Origin of the sequence: Streptomyces sp. NPDC051211, from assembly GCF_040689505.1 — a bacterium.
In the GTDB taxonomy this organism is placed as follows: Bacteria; Actinomycetota; Actinomycetes; order Streptomycetales; family Streptomycetaceae; genus Streptomyces.
Genome location: NZ_JBFBAV010000010.1, coordinates 56,770 through 73,984, shown reverse-complemented (window position 1 = coordinate 73,984; position 17,215 = coordinate 56,770). Strand labels below are relative to the sequence as shown.

17 protein-coding genes and 1 tRNA gene are annotated in these 17,215 nt (G+C 71.4%); 11 read left to right on the top strand and 7 right to left on the bottom strand.

Annotated elements, in window-relative coordinates:
• Together AB0447_RS12905 and AB0447_RS12900 are read left to right on the top strand one after the other, a co-directional pair.
• Positions 1 to 480 (top strand): hypothetical protein, encoded by a 480-nt coding sequence (locus AB0447_RS12905; protein ID WP_366476647.1) that lies wholly within the window; start codon positions 1 to 3, stop codon positions 478 to 480.
• A gap of 33 nt (positions 481 to 513) precedes the next feature.
• Positions 514 to 741: a hypothetical protein gene (locus tag AB0447_RS12900; protein ID WP_366476646.1), complete on the top strand. Its 228-nt coding sequence runs from the start codon at positions 514 to 516 to the stop codon at positions 739 to 741.
• Positions 742 to 769: 28 nt separating this feature from the next.
• Here the strand turns inward: AB0447_RS12900 and AB0447_RS12895 are convergent, their stop codons facing one another.
• The 6 genes from AB0447_RS12895 to AB0447_RS12870 all read right to left on the bottom strand — a co-directional run bounded on the left by AB0447_RS12895 (position 770) and on the right by AB0447_RS12870 (position 6,709).
• The gene (locus tag AB0447_RS12895) at positions 770 to 1,291 is read right to left on the bottom strand and encodes an MscL family protein (protein WP_366476645.1); all 522 of its coding nucleotides are present in this window, start codon (positions 1,289 to 1,291) and stop codon (positions 770 to 772) included.
• Between the two features lie 123 nt (positions 1,292 to 1,414).
• Entirely contained in the window at positions 1,415 to 1,792 is a 378-nt protein-coding gene (locus tag AB0447_RS12890; protein ID WP_366476644.1) for a hypothetical protein, read from the bottom strand.
• Positions 1,793 to 2,194: 402 nt separating this feature from the next.
• Positions 2,195 to 3,028: an S-methyl-5'-thioadenosine phosphorylase gene (locus tag AB0447_RS12885; protein WP_366476643.1), complete on the bottom strand. Its 834-nt coding sequence runs from the start codon at positions 3,026 to 3,028 to the stop codon at positions 2,195 to 2,197.
• Between the two features lie 84 nt (positions 3,029 to 3,112).
• Positions 3,113 to 3,397, bottom strand: a complete 285-nt coding sequence (locus AB0447_RS12880) for an FmdB family zinc ribbon protein (protein WP_366476642.1) — start codon at positions 3,395 to 3,397, stop codon at positions 3,113 to 3,115.
• A 69-nt stretch (positions 3,398 to 3,466) separates the two neighbouring features.
• Positions 3,467 to 4,795, bottom strand: a complete 1,329-nt coding sequence (locus tag AB0447_RS12875; RefSeq protein ID WP_366476641.1) for an MFS transporter — start codon at positions 4,793 to 4,795, stop codon at positions 3,467 to 3,469.
• Positions 4,796 to 5,170: 375 nt separating this feature from the next.
• Positions 5,171 to 6,709, bottom strand: coding sequence for a potassium/proton antiporter (locus tag AB0447_RS12870; protein ID WP_366476766.1), 1,539 nt, complete (start codon positions 6,707 to 6,709; stop codon positions 5,171 to 5,173).
• Positions 6,710 to 6,889: 180 nt separating this feature from the next.
• Here AB0447_RS12870 and AB0447_RS12865 point away from each other — a divergent pair, with 180 nt between their 5' ends.
• Positions 6,890 to 9,724 (top strand): penicillin acylase family protein, encoded by a 2,835-nt coding sequence (locus tag AB0447_RS12865; protein ID WP_366476640.1) that lies wholly within the window; start codon positions 6,890 to 6,892, stop codon positions 9,722 to 9,724.
• A gap of 41 nt (positions 9,725 to 9,765) precedes the next feature.
• On the opposite strand, the gene AB0447_RS12860 is transcribed toward AB0447_RS12865, so the two are convergent.
• Positions 9,766 to 10,371: a 5-formyltetrahydrofolate cyclo-ligase gene (locus AB0447_RS12860; protein ID WP_366476639.1), complete on the bottom strand. Its 606-nt coding sequence runs from the start codon at positions 10,369 to 10,371 to the stop codon at positions 9,766 to 9,768.
• Positions 10,372 to 10,465: 94 nt separating this feature from the next.
• On the opposite strand from AB0447_RS12860, the gene galU reads away from it, so the two are divergent.
• The 8 genes from galU to AB0447_RS12820 all read left to right on the top strand — a co-directional run bounded on the left by galU (position 10,466) and on the right by AB0447_RS12820 (position 17,142).
• Positions 10,466 to 11,368, top strand: a complete 903-nt coding sequence (gene galU, locus AB0447_RS12855) for a UTP--glucose-1-phosphate uridylyltransferase GalU (protein WP_366476638.1) — start codon at positions 10,466 to 10,468, stop codon at positions 11,366 to 11,368.
• Between the two features lie 4 nt (positions 11,369 to 11,372).
• Positions 11,373 to 12,740, top strand: a complete 1,368-nt coding sequence (gene glp / locus AB0447_RS12850) for a gephyrin-like molybdotransferase Glp (protein ID WP_366476637.1) — start codon at positions 11,373 to 11,375, stop codon at positions 12,738 to 12,740.
• Positions 12,741 to 12,816: 76 nt separating this feature from the next.
• Positions 12,817 to 13,296, top strand: a complete 480-nt coding sequence (gene moaC / locus AB0447_RS12845) for a cyclic pyranopterin monophosphate synthase MoaC (protein WP_366476636.1) — start codon at positions 12,817 to 12,819, stop codon at positions 13,294 to 13,296.
• A gap of 89 nt (positions 13,297 to 13,385) precedes the next feature.
• A complete protein-coding gene (locus AB0447_RS12840) occupies positions 13,386 to 13,886 on the top strand; it encodes a MogA/MoaB family molybdenum cofactor biosynthesis protein (RefSeq protein WP_366476765.1) in 501 nt (166 codons plus the stop codon).
• 17 nt (positions 13,887 to 13,903) lie between these two features.
• Positions 13,904 to 14,518 carry a GNAT family protein gene (locus tag AB0447_RS12835; protein ID WP_366476635.1) on the top strand — a complete coding sequence of 205 codons (615 nt, stop codon included), beginning with the start codon at positions 13,904 to 13,906 and terminating at the stop codon, positions 14,516 to 14,518.
• Between the two features lie 143 nt (positions 14,519 to 14,661).
• Positions 14,662 to 15,687, top strand: a complete 1,026-nt coding sequence (locus tag AB0447_RS12830; protein ID WP_366476634.1) for a hypothetical protein — start codon at positions 14,662 to 14,664, stop codon at positions 15,685 to 15,687.
• Positions 15,688 to 15,739: 52 nt separating this feature from the next.
• Positions 15,740 to 15,813: transfer RNA gene (locus tag AB0447_RS12825), tRNA-Ala, on the top strand.
• A 327-nt stretch (positions 15,814 to 16,140) separates the two neighbouring features.
• The gene (locus AB0447_RS12820) at positions 16,141 to 17,142 is read left to right on the top strand and encodes a YncE family protein (protein WP_366476633.1); all 1,002 of its coding nucleotides are present in this window, start codon (positions 16,141 to 16,143) and stop codon (positions 17,140 to 17,142) included.
• The last annotated feature ends 73 nt before the right edge of the window (positions 17,143 to 17,215 follow it).

The window sequence follows — 17,215 nt, the reverse complement described above, 5'->3', positions numbered from 1 at the left end:
ATGCGCTGGGCGGGCGGCTGGCTCTCCGACAAGATCGGCGGCGCCAGGGTCACCATGCTGTCCTTCGTCGGCATGGCCGCCTCGCTGGTCGTGGTGATCTTCGCGCTGCCGCATGCGGGTGACCCGGGAAGTTTCTGGACCCTCTTCCTCGGCTTCCTCGCCGCCTTCTTCTTCTCCGGCCTGGGCAACGGCTCCACCTTCCGCCAGATCCCGGTGATCTTCCGGGACCAGCATGCGAAGGCGGCCGCCGGCCAGGGCCCCCAAGTACAGGCCGCGGCCCTGAAACAGTCCGAGATGGAGGCGGGCGCGGTGACCGGCTTCTCCTCCGCCATCGCCGCCCACGGCTTCTTCTTCATCCCCGCGATGTTCGCCAACCTGGCGGTGACCACGGCGTTGTGGATGTTCATCGGCTTCTACGCCACCTGCCTGGCCGTCTGCTGGTGGTTCTACGCCCGCAAGGGCGCCGAGGCTCCCAGCTGAGCCCGGGCGGCGGGGCGGCCGTACTCTGGATGCATGAGCACCGCCCCCGCACCCGGCTCCGAGCCGGAGTCCCCGTCCGCGAAGCCGGCCCAGCCGGTCGCCCCGTCCTCCAGGCCCAAGCCGGCCCTGATCTTCGACGACCCGCTGGACCGGCAGTCCTCGGACGACACGGACCGCGGCTGGGGTGAGCGGCCGGCCTCCGCCGGCAGTGCCGCCGATCTGGCGCGCTTCCTCGACGAGAAGCCGCCGCACCACCTCTGACCCGGCGCCGACGGCGCCGACACCGCCGTCAGGCCGAGCTGCCGCCCCGGTGCTGCCCGGTGCCCGTGCCCGTGCTCGCGCCGGCCCCGTCGCTGCCGTTGCGCTGCGCGACGAGGTTGTCCCGGATCTCCTTGAGCACCTCGAGCTCGGTGATCTCCATGGTCTCCTTCACGCCCTCCCTGGCCTTCCGGCGGGCCTCCTGGCGGGCGAGGTACTTGGCCATCGGCAGGACCATCATGAAGTAGACGACGGCCGCGGTGATCACGAACGTGAGCGTCGCGTTCAGCACCGAACCCCAGAGGATGTTCACGCCGACGGCGTTGCCGGTGGCCGGGTCGACCGAGCAGGGCCCCTTCAGGCACGAGGTGTAGCCGTCCAGGCTCTTCGTGCCGATCGCGCCCACCAAGGGGCCGATGATCCCCTTCACCACGGAGTTCACGATGTTCGTGAACGCGGCACCGATGACCACGGCCACCGCCAGGTCGATCACATTGCCGCGCATCAGGAAGGCCTTGAAGCCCGCCAGGACGCTCTCCTTCTTCTCGCTCACCACTGAGCCTTTCTTCGCTCGAACAGGACGCGGAGCCAACGGTTCCGAAAGCTACGGCAGTCCGGGCATGGCGTGTCCAATCGGCGCACATCTTCGGGCGACTTGACCGTTCGTGCATGCGAATCAGCACAACGTCACCGCCAGTCGGGCCGTCGTGCCCGCCCCCACGAGCTCCCGGGCGGTGTCCCGCGGCACGGACAGGACCACCAGCGCCCCACCGTCCCCCACACCCTTCTCCGGCTCCGGCACTTCGGCAACCCTGGCTCCGGCGGCCAGCACCCTGGGCGGGCCGTCCCGCTCGGCCGCCACCACATCGACCCGGTCCCCGGGCCGCAACAACCGCACCGTCGCCGCATCCGCGATCCGCACCGGCGCGGACACCAGCCGCACCGGCGCCGCCGCCCGCGGTCCGGGCGGGGCCGGCGGCGGCTCGCTGCGCGTGGGCCGCGCCTGCGCCCCGCCGGCCGCCAGCGCGGCCGCCGCGGCCACCGCGAGCCCCACCCCCGCCACCCGCCGCCTGCGCCGCACCGCCCGCCGCAGCCGGCCGGCACCCCGGCGCACCCGCAGCGGGGCGAACGCCGGAACCCCGCGCGGCGGAGGACACGTAGAAGGCGGGGGACACGTAGAAGCAGAAACCTGACCGTCGAAAGAGCCGGACAACCCGACCACCGCCCATCGAGAGGGAGTTCACCCCGGGCACCCCGCCCGGACACCCCTCACGATCCGCCACCCCCCGAGATCCCGCCGGACCCTGTGGACGATCCCCAGCCTGTGGACAACTCCCTCACCCCCAGGAGTTACCCAGCGACCCGGCCACAGCACCTGACGGCCATGACCGGGAGCGACCGCCGCCCGCGACAGGATGTCCGGTACACGGGACAAGGGGACGGCGGCGGGCCGCCGCTACGGCAGTTCGATGCCCAGGTCCCAGCCGTCGTGCGCGTGGGTGCACAGGCAGCTGCGGGACTCCGTCGGCGGAAGGGCGGCCACCGCGTCGAAGAGCACCTCGCGGAGCCGCCCGACGTTCTCGCCGAACACCTTCAGGACCTCCGTGTGGGAGACGCCCTCGCCGGTCTCCGCGCCCGCGTCCAGGTCCGTCACCAGGGCCATCGACGTGTAGCAGAGGCCCAGCTCGCGGGCGAGCACCGCCTCCGGGTGCCCCGTCATGCCGACCACCGACCAGCCCATCGCCGCATGCCACCGGGACTCGGCGCGGGTGGAGAACCGCGGTCCCTCGATGACCACCATGGTGCCGCCGTCCACCGGCTCCCAGGCCCGGCCGCGGGCCGCCGCCAGCGCCGCGTCGCGGCCGACCGGGCAGTACGGGTCGGCGAAGGTCGTGTGCACCACGTTCGGGATGGAGCCGTCCGGCAGCGGGTGGCCGTCGAAATACGTCTGGGCGCGGGACTTCGTACGGTCGACCAGCTGGTCGGGGACCAGCAGCGTGCCCGGGCCGTACTCGGCGCGGAGGCCGCCCACCGCGCAGGGGCCCAGCACCTGCCGCACACCCACCGAGCGCAGCGCCCACAGGTTGGCCCGGTAGTTGATCCGGTGCGGCGGGAGGTGGTGTCCGCGGCCGTGGCGGGGCAGGAAGGCGACCTGCCGGCCGGCCAGCTCGCCGAGGTAGAGGGAGTCGCTGGGGGCTCCGTACGGGGTCTCCACCTGGATCTCGGAGACGTCCTCCAGGAAGGAGTAGAAGCCGGACCCGCCGATTACGCCGATCTCTGCGTTCACCATGCCGCACAGCGTAGGCGGTGAGATCGCCCGCACGTGCGAAAGCCCCCTCGCCCGGTGGGCGAGGGGGCTGAAGCGCTGGGGCCGTCAGGCCGCCGGAGAGCTCGGAGCGGAGGCCGGGGCCGCCGCCGGCGCGGACGCCGGGGCCGAGGCGGGCTTCGACGTGCTGGACGCCGGGGTGCTGCTCGACGAGGCGCCTCGGCTGTCGTTCCGGTAGAAACCGGAACCCTTGAAGACGATGCCGACCGCCGAGAACACCTTCTTCAGGCGTCCCTTGCAGCTCGGGCATTCGGTCAGAGCGTCATCCGTGAACTTCTGCACGGCCTCGAGGCCCTCACCGCACTCGGTGCACTGGTACTGGTAGGTCGGCACGAAATCTTCCTCCTGGCACTCTGACTCTATGAGTGCTAACGACACTCCATGGTGACCTATTCCGGCGGATCAGTCCACCGTCACCGGGACGCGGTGACCCAGACCACGCTCGTTCACCCGCGTCGCCACGGGCTGCACGGAGGTGGTGACGATCCGGGTCGGGGCCTTCGGAGCCAGCTTCGAGCGCAGCGCGAGCAGGGTCGCCAGCGCCAGCGCGGTGGCGCCCAGCGGCACCAGGAAGCCGAAGCTCGATCCGTGTGCGTCGGTCAGCCGGCCCGCCAGGGTCACGGCGCCGGCCTGCCCGAAGGCGACCGCGCCGGTCAGCCAGGTGAAGGCCTCGGTCCGGGAGGCGGCCGGGATCAGGCTCTCGATCATCGTGTAGCCGGTGATCAGGGCCGGGGCGATGCAGAGGCCGACCACCAGGCCGAGCGCGCCCAGCAGCACCGCGGAGTGCGCGGCCCACAGGACGGACGCGGCGGCGGTGAGGCCGATGTAGCCCAGGATCAGGCGGCGGCGCGGGCCGATCTTCCAGGCCACGGCGCCCATGGCGATGCCCGCGATCATGTTGCCGGCCGCGAAGACGCCGTAGAGCAGACCGTTGGCGCCCGGGTTGCCGATCTCGTTGGAGAAGGCCGCCAGGGAGACCTGCATGCCGCCGAAGACGGCGCCGATGCCGATGAAGGCGACGATCAGGACCCGCAGGCCCGGGAAGGAAAGCGCCGAGGCGTGCTTCTCACCGGAGGCGGCAGGGGCGTGCACCGCGGGCTGGGTGGAGCGCTGCGCCGCGAAGAACAGGCCGCCGAGGAGCGTCAGGGCCGCCTCGGTGACCAGACCGGCCGCCGGGTGCACACCGGTGCACAGCGCGGTCGCCAGGACCGGGCCCACCACGAAGGTGAACTCGTCGGTGACGGACTCGAACGCGGCGGCCGTCGGCAGCAGCGGCGAGCCTTCCAGCCGGGCGGCCCAGCGGGCCCGCACCATCGGGCCGACCTGCGGAACGCTCGCACCGGCCGGGACGGCGGCCAGCGCGAGCGCCCACAGCGGGGCGCCGAGCAGCGCGAGCGCGGTGAGCGCGCTCACGGCGGTGGCGTGCGCGAGGACGACCGGGACCAGGACGGCGCCCTGGCCGAGGCGGTCGGTGAACTTGCCCATCACCGGGGCGGACAGCGCCATCGAGACACCGGTGACGGCGGCGACGATGCCGGCGTTGGCGTAGGACCCGGTGGTGTGCTGCACGAGCAGCAGGATGCTGATGGTCAGCATTCCGAACGGCAGGCGGGCGGCGAAGCCGGGGAGCAGGAAGCTCAGGGCGCCGGGCGTGCGGAGCAGCCGGCCGTAGCCGGGGCGGGAGGTAGTCGAGGAAGTCTCGGACTTGTCGGTCGCGACCGCGGATGCCACGGTGCAGGGCCTTTCTACCACCTGGTAGAGCATCCCCGTCTGCGGTCGGTGCGCGTGGCCTTGTGGGCCGCACCCGTACGTGTGGGAGCTCCGAGAGCTGTCCTCTTGCGCAGGACCGAGTGATACCAGGGGCGCCCACTGCGGGGGGAGCCACGGCCGCCGAGCGGTCGCGCCAGCTCTGCGTCAGGCAGAGTTGGTTTCGTTTGTGTTCCTTAATCGTACAGGGAAACCTGTCTGCACGCCCTGTGATTACGCTGACAAGCCGTGTCTTCACCTGCGATTAACCGGACTGTCGCATTCCTTCAGGCATGAAAATGTCCTGAAACGGTCCGTTTGCCTAGGGAAACAAGACGCGATCGACCCGAACACGCAGGGTCAGTGCAGCGAACCGCCGCCCGTACCGAGCCAGCCGGCCAGCTTGCCGCCCCGCGCCACCGCCCGCAGCCGCGCCTCCGCCGCGTCCCGGACCGGATCGGTCGCCACCACCAGCAGCTCGTCCCCGCGCCGCAGCACCGTGGACGGCAGCGGTACGAAGCTCTTGCCCTCCCGGACGACCAGGGTGACCGCTGCGCCGGCGGGCAGTCGCAGCTCGCTGACCTCCACGCCGTGCATCCGCGAGCCGGCCGGCACGGCGAAGGACAGCAGGTGGCCGCGCAGCCGCTCCAGCGGCGCCGACTCGATGCCGAGGTCCGACGCGGCCTCCTCGGAGTCCCGGAGGTTCAGCTTCCGGGCCAGCCACGGCAGGGTCGGGCCCTGCACCAGCGTGTAGACGACCACCAGCACGAAGACGATGTTGAAGACCCGCTCGCTGCCCTCGATCCCGGACACCATCGGGATGGTCGCGAGGATGATCGGCACCGCGCCGCGCAGGCCGGCCCAGGACATCAGGGCCTTCTCCTGCCAGGGCATCCGGAACGGCAGCAGGCTGACGACGACCTCCAGCGGCCGGGCCACCAGCGTCAGCACCAGCCCGATGATCACGGCCGGCCAGATGTCGTCGCCCAGCTCGTGCGGGGTCACCAGCAGGCCGAGCAGCACGAACATGCCGATCTGGGCTATCCAGCCGAGGCCGTCGGCGAAACCGCGGGTGGCGGGCCAGTGCGGCAGCTTGGCGTTCCCCAGCACCATCGCCGCCAGGTACACGGCGAGGAAGCCGGAGCCGTGCGCCATCGCGCCCGCCGCGTACGCCGTCACGGCGATGGCCATCACGGCGATCGGGTACAGGCCGGAGGCGGGCAGGGCCACGTGCCGCAGGCCGTACGAGCCGAGGAACCCCACCGCCAGGCCGATGGCCGCGCCGATGGCCAGCTCCAGCGCGATCTTGCCGAGGAGGACGTACCACTCGTCGACCGGGCCGACCGTGGCGAAGGACACCACCAGGATCACCACGGGGGCGTCGTTGAAGCCGGATTCGGCCTCCAGCACACCGGTGACCCGGGAGGGCAGCGGCACCTTGCGCAGGACCGAGAAGACCGCCGCCGCGTCGGTCGAGGAGACGACCGCGCCGATCAGCAGCGACTGCCGCCAGTCCAGCCCGACCAGGTAGTGGGCGCCCGCCGCCGTCACGCCCACGCTGATGGCGACACCGACCAGGGACAGCGAGATCGCGGCGGGCAGGGCCGGCCTGATCTCTTTCCACTTCGTGCCCAGACCACCCTCGGCGAGGATCACGACCAGCGCCGCGTAGCCGATGACCTGCGTCAGCTCCGCATTGTCGAAGACGACGTTGCCGATGCCGTCCTGGCCTATCGCGATGCCTATGCCGAGGTAGATGAGCAGGCTGGGAAGGCCGCTTCGCGAGGAGACGCGCACCGCCGCGACGGCGATGAGCAGCACGAGCGAGCAGACCAGCAGAAGCTCATTGAGCTGGTGGACAGTCAGCGGGCGGCCCTTTCTCGCGCGTGCCTGCCGGATCGTTCCTCCGACGGCAAGTAGTTCGTTACCTTACCTAATCTTTGACGCTTTCTTGACGCGATAGCCACATTGTGAAACGCCAGTTCGACCCAGTGCCTGACACCGCGTCCGAACGGGCGCGGTGCTGCGCCTATGGTTGCTCCCAGCACTCAGGACCACCCTGCCCCTCGAAGGACAGCGATGCCCGCCAACGAATCCGCCCCCTCCGTCAAGAAGAAGGGGCGACGCGCCCGTCTGATCGTGCTCACCCTGGTGCTGGCGCTCGTCGCGGGCCTCGGTTACGGGGCGTACTGGAGCGTGGACAGCGTGCGCGCCTCCTTCCCGCAGACGACCGGCTCCCTGGAGCTCCCCGGCCTGACGGGGACCGTCGAGGTGAAGCGCGACAGCCACGGCATCCCGCAGCTCTACGCCGACAACGACAAGGACCTCTTCCGCGCGCAGGGCTTCGTGCACGCGCAGGACCGGTTCTGGGAGATGGACGTCCGCCGCCACATGACCTCCGGCCGGCTCTCCGAGATGTTCGGCAGCGGCCAGGTCGAGACCGATGCCTTCCTGCGCACCCTCGGCTGGCGCCGGGTCGCGGAGGTCGAGTACAAGTCCAAGCTCTCACCTGAGACGAAGGAGAACCTCCAGGCCTACGCCGACGGTGTCAACGCGTACCTGAAGGGGAAGTCCGGCAAGGACCTGTCGGTCGAGCACGCGGCGCTCAAGCTGAGCGACGGCTACGCCCCCGAGCAGTGGGACCCGGTGGACTCGGTGGCCTGGCTCAAGGCCATGGCGTGGGACCTGCGCGGCAACATGCAGGACGAGATCGACCGTGCGCTGATGGCGGGCAAGTTCACCAAGGAGCAGATGGACGAGCTGTACCCGGCGTACCCGTTCGGCCGGAACAAGCCGATCGTCGAGGGCGGCAAGGTCGAGTCCGGTGCGTACGTCCCCCAGGGCGCCGCCGGCTCCGCCGGTTCCGGCTCCCGCCCGGGCAAGGGCACGGGCACCGGCACCGGTACGGGCTCCGGCACCGGCACCGGCACCGGCACCGGTACGGGCACCACCTCCCCGGCCGGCGCCACCGAAGGCCTGCGCAGCCAGCTGACCTCCCTCTCCGAGAGCCTGGACCGGATCCCCGCCCTGCTCGGCCCCAACGGCAGCGGCATCGGCTCGAACTCCTGGGTCGTCTCCGGCAGGTACACGACCACCGGCAAGCCCCTGCTCGCCAACGATCCGCACCTGTCCCCGCAGCTGCCCTCGGTCTGGTACCAGATGGGCCTGCACTGCCGTAAGGGCTCGCCCGACTGCAAGTACCAGGTCGCCGGCTACACCTTCTCCGGCGTGCCCGGCGTCATAATCGGCCACAACCAGGACATCTCCTGGGGCATGACCAACCTGGGCGCCGACGTCACCGACCTGTACCTGGAGCAGGTGCGTCCCGAGGGCTACGTCTACGACAACAGGGTCCTCCCCTTCGCCACCCGCGAAGAGGTCATCAAGGTCGCGGGCGGCCAGGAGAAGCGGATCACCGTCCGCACCACCAACAACGGCCCGCTGGTCTCCGACCGCAGCGACGAGCTCGGCACCGTCGGCGCCCGCGCCCCCGTCGCCAGCTCCGCGCCCGACCGGGGCACCGGCTACGCGGTCGCCCTGCGCTGGACCGCCCTGGACCCCGGCAAGTCCATGGACGCGATCTTCAAACTGAACCAGGCCAAGGACTTCCAGTCCTTCCGGCAGGCGGCCCGCGACTTCGAGGTGCCCTCGCAGAACCTGATCTACGCCGACGGCAAGGGCGAGCAGGGCAACATCGGCTACCAGGCCCCGGGCCGGATCCCGATCCGCACCCAGGGCGACGGCAAGCTGCCCGCCCCCGGCTGGGACTCCAAGTACGCCTGGAAGGGCACCCCCGACGGCACCGCCGGCTGGGTCCCGCAGGACGAGATGCCCTGGGACCTCAACCCCAAGCGCGGCTACATCGTCACCGCCAACCAGGCGGTCGTCGAGGCCGGGCCGGGCAAGTACCCGTACACGCTGACCACCGACTGGGGCTACGGCGCCCGCAGCCAGCGGATCAACGACCTCATCGAGGCGAAGATCAAGGACAGCGGCAAGATCTCGACCGACGACATGCGCACCATGCAGATGGACAACAGCAGCGAGATCGCCACGCTGCTCACGCCCATCCTGGCCAAGATCCACGTGTCCGACCCGGACGTCCGCGAGGCGCAGAAGCTGCTGGAGGGCTGGAACTACACCCAGGAGCCCGACTCGGCCGCCGCCGCCTACTTCAACGCGGTCTGGCGCAACATCCTCAAGCTGTCCTTCGGCGACAAGCTGCCCAAGGAACTGCGGGTCGAGGGCAGCTGCCTGAGCGTGCGGGACGAGACCTCCGGCCCCAACGACGACCTCTCCGAGACCGTCCGCGAATGCGGCCAGCGCGAGCCCGAGTCGGCGCAGCCCGACGGCGGCGACCGCTGGTTCGAGGTGGTCCGCCGGCTGATCAAGGACGAGAAGTCGGCCTGGTGGAAGTCGCCCGGCAGCCTGAACGAGAAGGCGACCACCACCCGCGACGAGCTCTTCGCCCGGGCCATGAAGGACGCCCAGTGGGAGCTGACGGCCAAGCTGGGCAAGGACCGGACGACCTGGAGCTGGGGCCGGCTGCACCAGCTGATGCTGCGCAACCAGACCATCGGCACCGAGGGCCCGGGCTTCCTGCAGTGGGTGCTCAACCGCGGTCCCTGGAACCTGGGCGGCGGCGAGGCCACCGTCAACGCCACCGGCTGGAACGCGGCCGGCGGGTACGCGGTCACCTGGGTGCCGTCCATGCGGATGGTCGTGAACCTCAACGACCTCGACAAGTCCCGCTGGATCAACCTGACCGGCGCCTCCGGGCACGCCTACCACGGCAACTACACCGACCAGACCGATCTGTGGGCCAAGGGCGAGCTGCTGGAGTGGCCGTTCAGCCCGGAGGCGGTCGACCGGGCGGCGGAGAACACGCTGACGCTCAAGCCCTCGGGCTCGTGACCGCCCGGCTCACCGGCCGAACCGGCTCCTGACCGGCCGGCTCACGGGCCGAACCGGCGCACCCCGGACGGGGTCGCCACAGCCTGCACGGGGTGGTCGTGCGGTTCCTCCGGGACCCGCGCGACCACCTCGTCGTCGTAGAGGAGCACCACCAGGGCCGGATGGGCCCCGGCCCGCTCCAGCCGCGCCAGCACCCGGTCGTAGCTGCCCCCGCCACGGCCCAGCCGCATCCCCCGGACGTCCACCGCGAGACCGGGCAGCAGGACCGCGTCGGCGCCGGTCACCGCCTCCGGCCCGAGCCGCGGACCGGCCGGTTCCAGCAGCCGCATCTTCCCCGGATGCGCAGCCTCGGCCAGGCTGCCCGGACCCTCGTACTCCGCCCAGTCGAGATCGTTGTCGGGCAGCAGGACGGGCAGCAGCACCCGCTTGCCGGCCCGGCGCAGCGCGTCGAGCAGCTCACGGGTACCGGGCTCGGTGCCCACCGAGACGTACGCCGCGACCGTGCGCGCTTCGGCCAGCTCGGGCAGGCCCAGCGCCCGGACGGCGAGCGCACCGGCCGCCGTACCGGCCGCGTCGGGGGACAACGCGCGGCGGGCGGCGAGGAGTTCGCGGCGGAGTTCGGACTTGGCGGTTGCGCTGTGTGTCACGGTTTGTGCACAGTCCTTTCCGGAAAGGCGTAAAAGCGGGCGGATCAACCAGACCGAACAGTCGGGTCTCCAGGCACCCACTATCGTTCTGCCCATGACTCAGTTGCACCCCGTGATCAAAAAGGCCGTCATTCCGGCTGCGGGCCTCGGCACTCGCTTCCTCCCGGCGACCAAGGCCACTCCCAAGGAAATGCTTCCTGTCGTGGACAAGCCGGCCATCCAGTACGTGGTCGAAGAGGCTGTCTCCGCCGGACTGGACGACGTCCTCATGGTCACGGGACGTAACAAGCGGCCGCTCGAGGACCACTTCGACCGCAACTACGAGCTGGAGTCGGCCCTCCTCGCCAAGGGCGACGAGGACCGCCTCAAGAGGGTCCAGGAGTCCAGCGACCTGGCCACCATGCACTACGTCCGCCAGGGCGACCCGCGCGGACTCGGCCACGCCGTGCTGTGCGCCGCCCCGCACGTCGGCGACGAGCCCTTCGCCGTCCTGCTCGGCGACGACCTCATCGACCCGCGCGACCCGCTCCTGGCGCAGATGGTCGCCGTCCAGCAGCGCACCGGCGGCTCCGTCATCGCCCTGATGGAGGTGCCCGCCGAGAACATCCACCTCTACGGCTGCGCCGCCGTCGCGGCCACCGACGAGACCGACGTCGTCCGGATCACCGACCTCGTCGAGAAGCCGGACGCGGCCGACGCGCCCAGCAATTACGCGATCATCGGACGGTACGTCCTCAACCCCGCGATCTTCGACATACTGCGGGAGACCGAGCCGGGCCGCGGTGGGGAGATCCAGCTCACCGACGCCCTGCAGAAGCTGGCCGCCGACGAGACCGTCGGGGGTCCGGTGCACGGTGTGGTCTTCCGCGGCCGTCGCTACGACACCGGAGACCGTGCCGACTACCTGCGGGCCATCGTCCGTCTCGCGTGCGAGCGTGAGGACCTGGGCCCGGAGTTCCGCACCTGGCTTCACCGTTACGTCACGGAGGAGATGTAGGGCTTTGAGCAGCACCGCACCGCAGGACACCGGCCGGCAGCAGCAGCGTCTGTGGTCGGTGGACGAGCACCTGGCGGACATCCTGGCCGCGGTCCGGCCACTGGAGCCGATCGAGCTGCAGCTGCTCGACGCCCAGGGCTGTGTCCTGGTCGAGGACGTCACCGTGCCCGTGGCCCTGCCGCCCTTCGACAACAGCTCCATGGACGGCTACGCCGTCCGGGTGGCCGACGTCCAGGGTGCGAGCGAGGAGTTCCCCGCGGTGCTGACGGTCGTCGGGGACATTGCGGCGGGCAGCGGTGAGCTGCCTTCCGTCGGCCCCGGCCAGGCCGCCCGCATCATGACCGGCGCCCCGCTGCCGCCGGGCGCCGAAGCCGTCGTACCGGTCGAGTGGACCGACGGCGGCACCGGCGGCGGCGCGGCCGCCGGGATGACCCCGGCCAGCGCGTCCCCCGAGGGCGCCCGGGGCGAGGTCCGGGTGCACCGGGCCGCCGAGGCCCGCGCCCACGTCCGGGCCCGCGGCAGCGACGTCCAGGCCGGCGACCTGGCGCTGGCCGCCGGGACGGTCCTCGGGCCGCCGCAGATCGCCCTGCTCGCCGCCATCGGCCGGGGCACCGTACGGGTCCGCCCGCGCCCCCGCGTGGTGGTCCTCTCGACCGGCAGCGAACTCGTCCAGCCCGGCGAGGCCCTGACCTCCGGCACGATCTACGACTCCAACAGCTTCGCGCTGGCCGCCGCGGCACGGGACGCCGGCGCCATCGCCTACCGGGTCGGCGCGGTCGCCGACGACGCGGACACCCTGCGCGCCACCATCGAGGACCAGCTGATCCGGGCCGACCTGCTGGTCACCACGGGCGGCGTCAGCGTCGGCGCGTACGACGTCGTCAAGGAGGCGCTGTCCACCATCGGCAAGGAGGACGCGGCGGACAGCGAGAGCCCGGACGGGGTGGTTCCGGCGGGCGGCGGGATCGACTTCCGCAAGCTCGCCATGCAGCCCGGCAAGCCGCAGGGCTTCGGCGCCATCGGCCCCGACCACACCCCGCTGCTGGCCCTCCCCGGCAACCCGGTCTCCTCGTACGTCTCCTTCGAGCTGTTCGTCCGGCCGGCCATCCGCGCCCTGATGGGTCTGCCCGACGTGTCGCGGCCGAGCGTCCGCGCGGTGCTCCGGGCGGACAAGGCGATCGGCTCCCCGGCCGCCCGCCGCCAGTTCCTGCGCAGCCGGTACGACGCGGAGTCCGGCACCGTGAGCCCGGTCGGCGGATCGGGCTCGCACCTGATCGCCGCGCTCGCGCACGCCGACTCGCTGATGGTCGTACCGGAGGACGTCACCTCGGTGGAGCCCGGGGCCGAGCTGGACGTGATCCTGCTCGGCTGAACCCCGGCAGGTGCGGGTAGCGTGTGTCGCACCACACAGGCCCCCCTGAAGGGGCCCAGAGCGGAGCGGCGCAGCAATGAGTACCCAGAGCAGGCTCACCCACATCGACGAGGCCGGGGCGGCGCGGATGGTCGACGTCTCCGAGAAGGACGTGACCACCCGGACGGCGCGGGCGAGCGGGCGGGTCCTGGTCTCGCCCCGGGTGATCGAACTGCTGCGGGGCGAGGGCGTCCCGAAGGGCGATGCCCTCGCCACCGCGCGGATCGCCGGGATCATGGGCGCGAAGAAGACCCCGGACCTGATCCCGCTGTGCCACCCCCTCGCCGTCTCCGGCGTCAAGGTCGACCTCACGGTCGCCGACGACGCCGTGGAGATCCTGGCCACCGTCAAGACCACGGACCGCACCGGCGTCGAGATGGAGGCGCTGACCGCGGTCGCCGTCGCCGGACTCACCGTGATCGACATGGTCAAGGCGGTCGACAAGGGCGCCGTCATCACCGACGTCCGGGTGGAGGAGAAGACCGGCGGCAAGTCCGGCGACTGGACCCGCTCGTGAACGCCCCCCGCGGCGGCGAGGTCCACAGCCACGCCCACCACCCCGCCCCCGGCCAGGCCTGGTCCGCCGCGCCGGACCGGACGGCGCACGTGCCCGCGCTGCGCGGGCTGGTCGTCACCGCCTCCAACCGGGCCTCGCAGGGCGTGTACGCAGACAAGGGCGGACCGCTGCTCGCCGAGGGCCTGAAGCAGCTCGGGTTCAGCGTCGACGGCCCGCGCGTCGTCCCCGACGGGGACCCGGTCGAGCAGGCGCTGCGCGAGGGCGTGGCCGCCGGCTACGACGTCATCCTCACCACCGGCGGCACCGGCATCTCGCCCACCGACCGGACCCCCGACGCCACCGCGCGGGTCCTCGACTACGAGATCCCCGGCATCCCGCAGGCCATCCGCGCCGAGAACCTGGCGAAGGTCCCGACCGCGGCGCTCTCGCGCGGCCTGGCCGGAGTCGCCGGCCACACCCTGATCGTGAACCTGCCCGGCTCCACCGGCGGCGTCCGGGACGGCCTCGCCGTCCTGTCCCGCATCCTGCTCCACGCGGTGGACCAGATCCGCGGCGGCGACCACCCCAGACCGACCGGGAGCCAGAGCTGAACGGACCCTCCTGGCCGGTGGTACTCGCCGACGGAGACGTGTCGCTCCGGCCGATAAAGCTGCGCGACCAGCGCGACTGGCGCGAGGTGAACCGGCGCAACCGCGAATGGCTGCGCCCGTGGGAGGCCACGATTCCGCCGCCCGCCCCCTGGGGTCCGGTGATCCAGCGGCCGACGTACCGCCAGATGGTCCGCCATCTGCGGGCCGAGGCGAACGCGGGCCGGATGCTGCCGTTCGTCATCGAGTACCAGGGCCGGCTGGCCGGGCAGCTGACGGTGGCCGGGATCACCTGGGGCTCGATGTGCGCCGGACACGTCGGCTACTGGGTGGACCGCGAGGTGGCCGGCCGGGGCGTCATGCCGACGGCGGTCGCGCTGGCGGTGGACCACTGCTTCCGGAATGTCGGGCTGCACCGGATCGAGGTGTGCATCCGGCCCGAGAACGGGCCGAGCCGCCGGGTCGTGGAGAAACTCGGATTCCGCGAGGAAGGGCTGCGACCGCGCTATCTCCACATCGACGGGGCGTGGCGGGACCACCTGGTCTACGCGCTCACCGCGGAGGAAGTGCCGGAAGGGCTGGTGGAGCGGTGGCACCGGGTGCGGAAGGATCCGCCCGGAAGCCGGTCAGAATAAACGAATATCCGTTCGAATTTGATCGGGTTGCCCATAACCTGATCCGAAGAATCACAAAAAAAGTCCGTGATATCAGCCAGATCGTGCGACACACCGGCCCAATTGGCCGATGCCCTCGGCCATGCCCCTCTACGGTGTGGAGTGTGAGCAGCAGCGGCCTCATCTACGCAGTCATTGTCGGGGCCTGGGCCGCCTACTTGGTGCCCATGTGGCTCCGGAGGCAGGACGAGCTGAACGAAGCCCGTCCGACGGAACGCTTCTCCACCGCCATCCGGCTGCTTTCCGGCCGGGCGGGAATGGAGCGCCGTTACGCCAGGGAGCTGCGTGAACGCGCCGCCGAGGAAGCGGAGGCCCAAGCGGACCCGGACGTCGCGACGGAGTTGGTGAATTCCGTCGAAGCCGACGCCCGGGCCTCCGGCATGTCTCCGACCCGTGCGGAACCGAGGGCCCTCGCCGCGGAGCGGCTCGAGCGCACCCGGCGCGAACAGCGGCTGCAGGTCCTCGCCCGCCGCCGGCGCACCACCGCGCTCCTCTTCCTCGTCTTCACCCTCGGCGCGATCGTCGCGGCCGTCGGCGGACTGCGGTTCCTCTGGGCCCCGGCCGTCCCGGCCGTGCTGCTCAGCGCGTACATCGTGCACCTCCGCGTCCAGGAGCGGCGCCGCTTCGCCTTCACCATGGACCGCCGCCGGGCCGAGGCCGCGGCGCGTCGGCTCCGCGAGAACCGCCCGCGCCGCCGCGAGCCCGAGGCTGCCGCCGGGGCCGACCCGGACCCTGCGCCACCGGTCTCCCCGCAGGAGGCCGGCCGTCGGGCCCTGGTCGAGCAGACCGACCACGCCGAATGGGTCGACCAGCAGAAGGAACGCGAGCGCGGCCCGGCCCGCGGTGACAGCTGGGAACCCGTCCCGGTCCCGCTGCCGACGTACGTCACGGCCCCGGTCGCCCCGCGTGCCACCGGCTCTCCGGCCCCGGACGCCTGGAGCCCGGCTCGCTCCAGCACGGCCGAACCGACCGAACCCCGACTCCGCGCCCAGCGCCCGGCCCCGGACTCCACGGCCCCGCCGGCACAGGACCGTCCCCAGCCGTCCTCCCGCCGCACCCGCGAGCGAGGCCGCACGCCACTGTTCGACCAGTACGAGAGCGACGACCGGCCGCGCGCCGCCAACGAGTGATCATCGGTTTTGGAGCAGCGGCACCGGGGTGCTAATGTTTCTCACGTCGCAAGGGCCTGTGGCGCAGTCTGGTAGCGCACCTCGTTCGCATCGAGGGGGTCTGGGGTTCAAATCCCCACAGGTCCACAGACATGAGATCCCGTCCGGTCGTTCAGACCGGGCGGGATCTTTCTTTGCGTTTCCGGGCCGTCGGACAGGCGCTTCTGCCGTTCGGGTGACGGGAGTTGGCCGTGGGTGAGTACGGCAACCCGTTCGGTCACTCCTGCCTGGCGAGGGCAATGCACCCCGCTGAGGATGCAGCTGACGGCCGCGCTCGAGGCGGGCCGTGACCCCAACGCGACAGCTCACTCAGGAGATGCAATGCCCGTAACCCCAGACAGCCATGAGGCAGCGCCGGCCAGGTGCACGGAAAGGAGACCGACTAAGTCCTGGCCCGGGCGCCGAGCGTGGCTGGTGGGCATCCTGGCAGCACTGTGCACCGCGGTGCTGCCCGCCGTCACCCCGCAGGCGGCAACAGCCGAGCCCAAGCCGCCCAAGCCGCCCAAACCCCAACCCGTCAGCCGCGCCTACGTCACCAACTTCTCGGCCGACACCGTGTCCGTGATCAACACCAGCACCAACGTCGTGGTCACCACCATCCCCGTGGGTGATACCCCGGTCGACGTGGCCGTGGACGCGGGCCGTGCCCGCGCCTACGTGACCAATCGTGAGAGCGACTCGGTGTCGGTGATCAACACCAACACCAATGCCGTGGTCACCACCATCACCGTCGGCGATGCTCCGTGGGAAGTCGCGGTCGACCCGGGCCGCGCCCGCGCCTACGTGACCAACGCGGCCGACGACTCGGTGTCGGTGATCAACACCGACACCAACGCGGTGGTCGACACCATCACTGTGGGCGGCAGCCCGATCGGGGTGGCGGTAGACCCGAGCCGTGCCCGCGCCTATGTGGCAAACAGCCAGGACGACACGGTGTCGGTGATCAACACCGAGACCAACGCGGTGGTCGACACCATCACCGTCGGCGACAACCCGTTCGACGTGGCCGTCGACCCGGGCCGTGCCCGCGCCTACGTGACCAACCAGGACGGCGACTCGGTGTCGGTGATCAACACCGACACGAACGCGGTGGTCGCGACCGTCACCGTCGGCAACGGTCCGATCGGCGTAGCGGTGGACCCGGGCCGTGCCCGCGCCTACGTGACCAACTTCGAGGACGTCACGGTGACGGTGATCAACACCGAGACCAATGCGGTGGTCACCACCATCACGGTCGGCAGCGAACCGGCCCACTCGGCGGTGGACTCGGCCCGCGGTCTCGCCTACGTGACCGTCTCCGGTGACGACACGGTCGCGGTGGTCAACACCGACACCAACGCGGTGGTCGACACCATCGCCGTCGGCGACACGCCGAACGGGATTGCCCTCCTGAACGGGGCCGGCAAGGCGCCGTGAGGCATCCCTGCCGCTGACAGGCAGGACCGTTCGCAACGGAAGGGGAGTCCGGTCTGCCGGGCGCCCCTTCCGG

Bases quoted from the DNA above. Each gene is read 5' to 3' on its own strand.
- galU (WP_366476638.1), top strand. From the start codon at position 10,466: ATGACTCAGTTGCACCCCGTGATCAAAAAGGCCGTCATTCCGGCTGCG.
- AB0447_RS12865 (WP_366476640.1), top strand. From the start codon at position 6,890: ATGCCCGCCAACGAATCCGCCCCCTCCGTCAAGAAGAAGGGGCGACGC.
- moaC (WP_366476636.1), top strand. From the start codon at position 12,817: ATGAGTACCCAGAGCAGGCTCACCCACATCGACGAGGCCGGGGCGGCG.
- AB0447_RS12885 (WP_366476643.1), bottom strand. From the start codon at position 3,028: ATGGTGAACGCAGAGATCGGCGTAATCGGCGGGTCCGGCTTCTACTCC.
- AB0447_RS12900 (WP_366476646.1), top strand. From the start codon at position 514: ATGAGCACCGCCCCCGCACCCGGCTCCGAGCCGGAGTCCCCGTCCGCG.
- AB0447_RS12905 (WP_366476647.1), top strand. From the start codon at position 1: ATGCGCTGGGCGGGCGGCTGGCTCTCCGACAAGATCGGCGGCGCCAGG.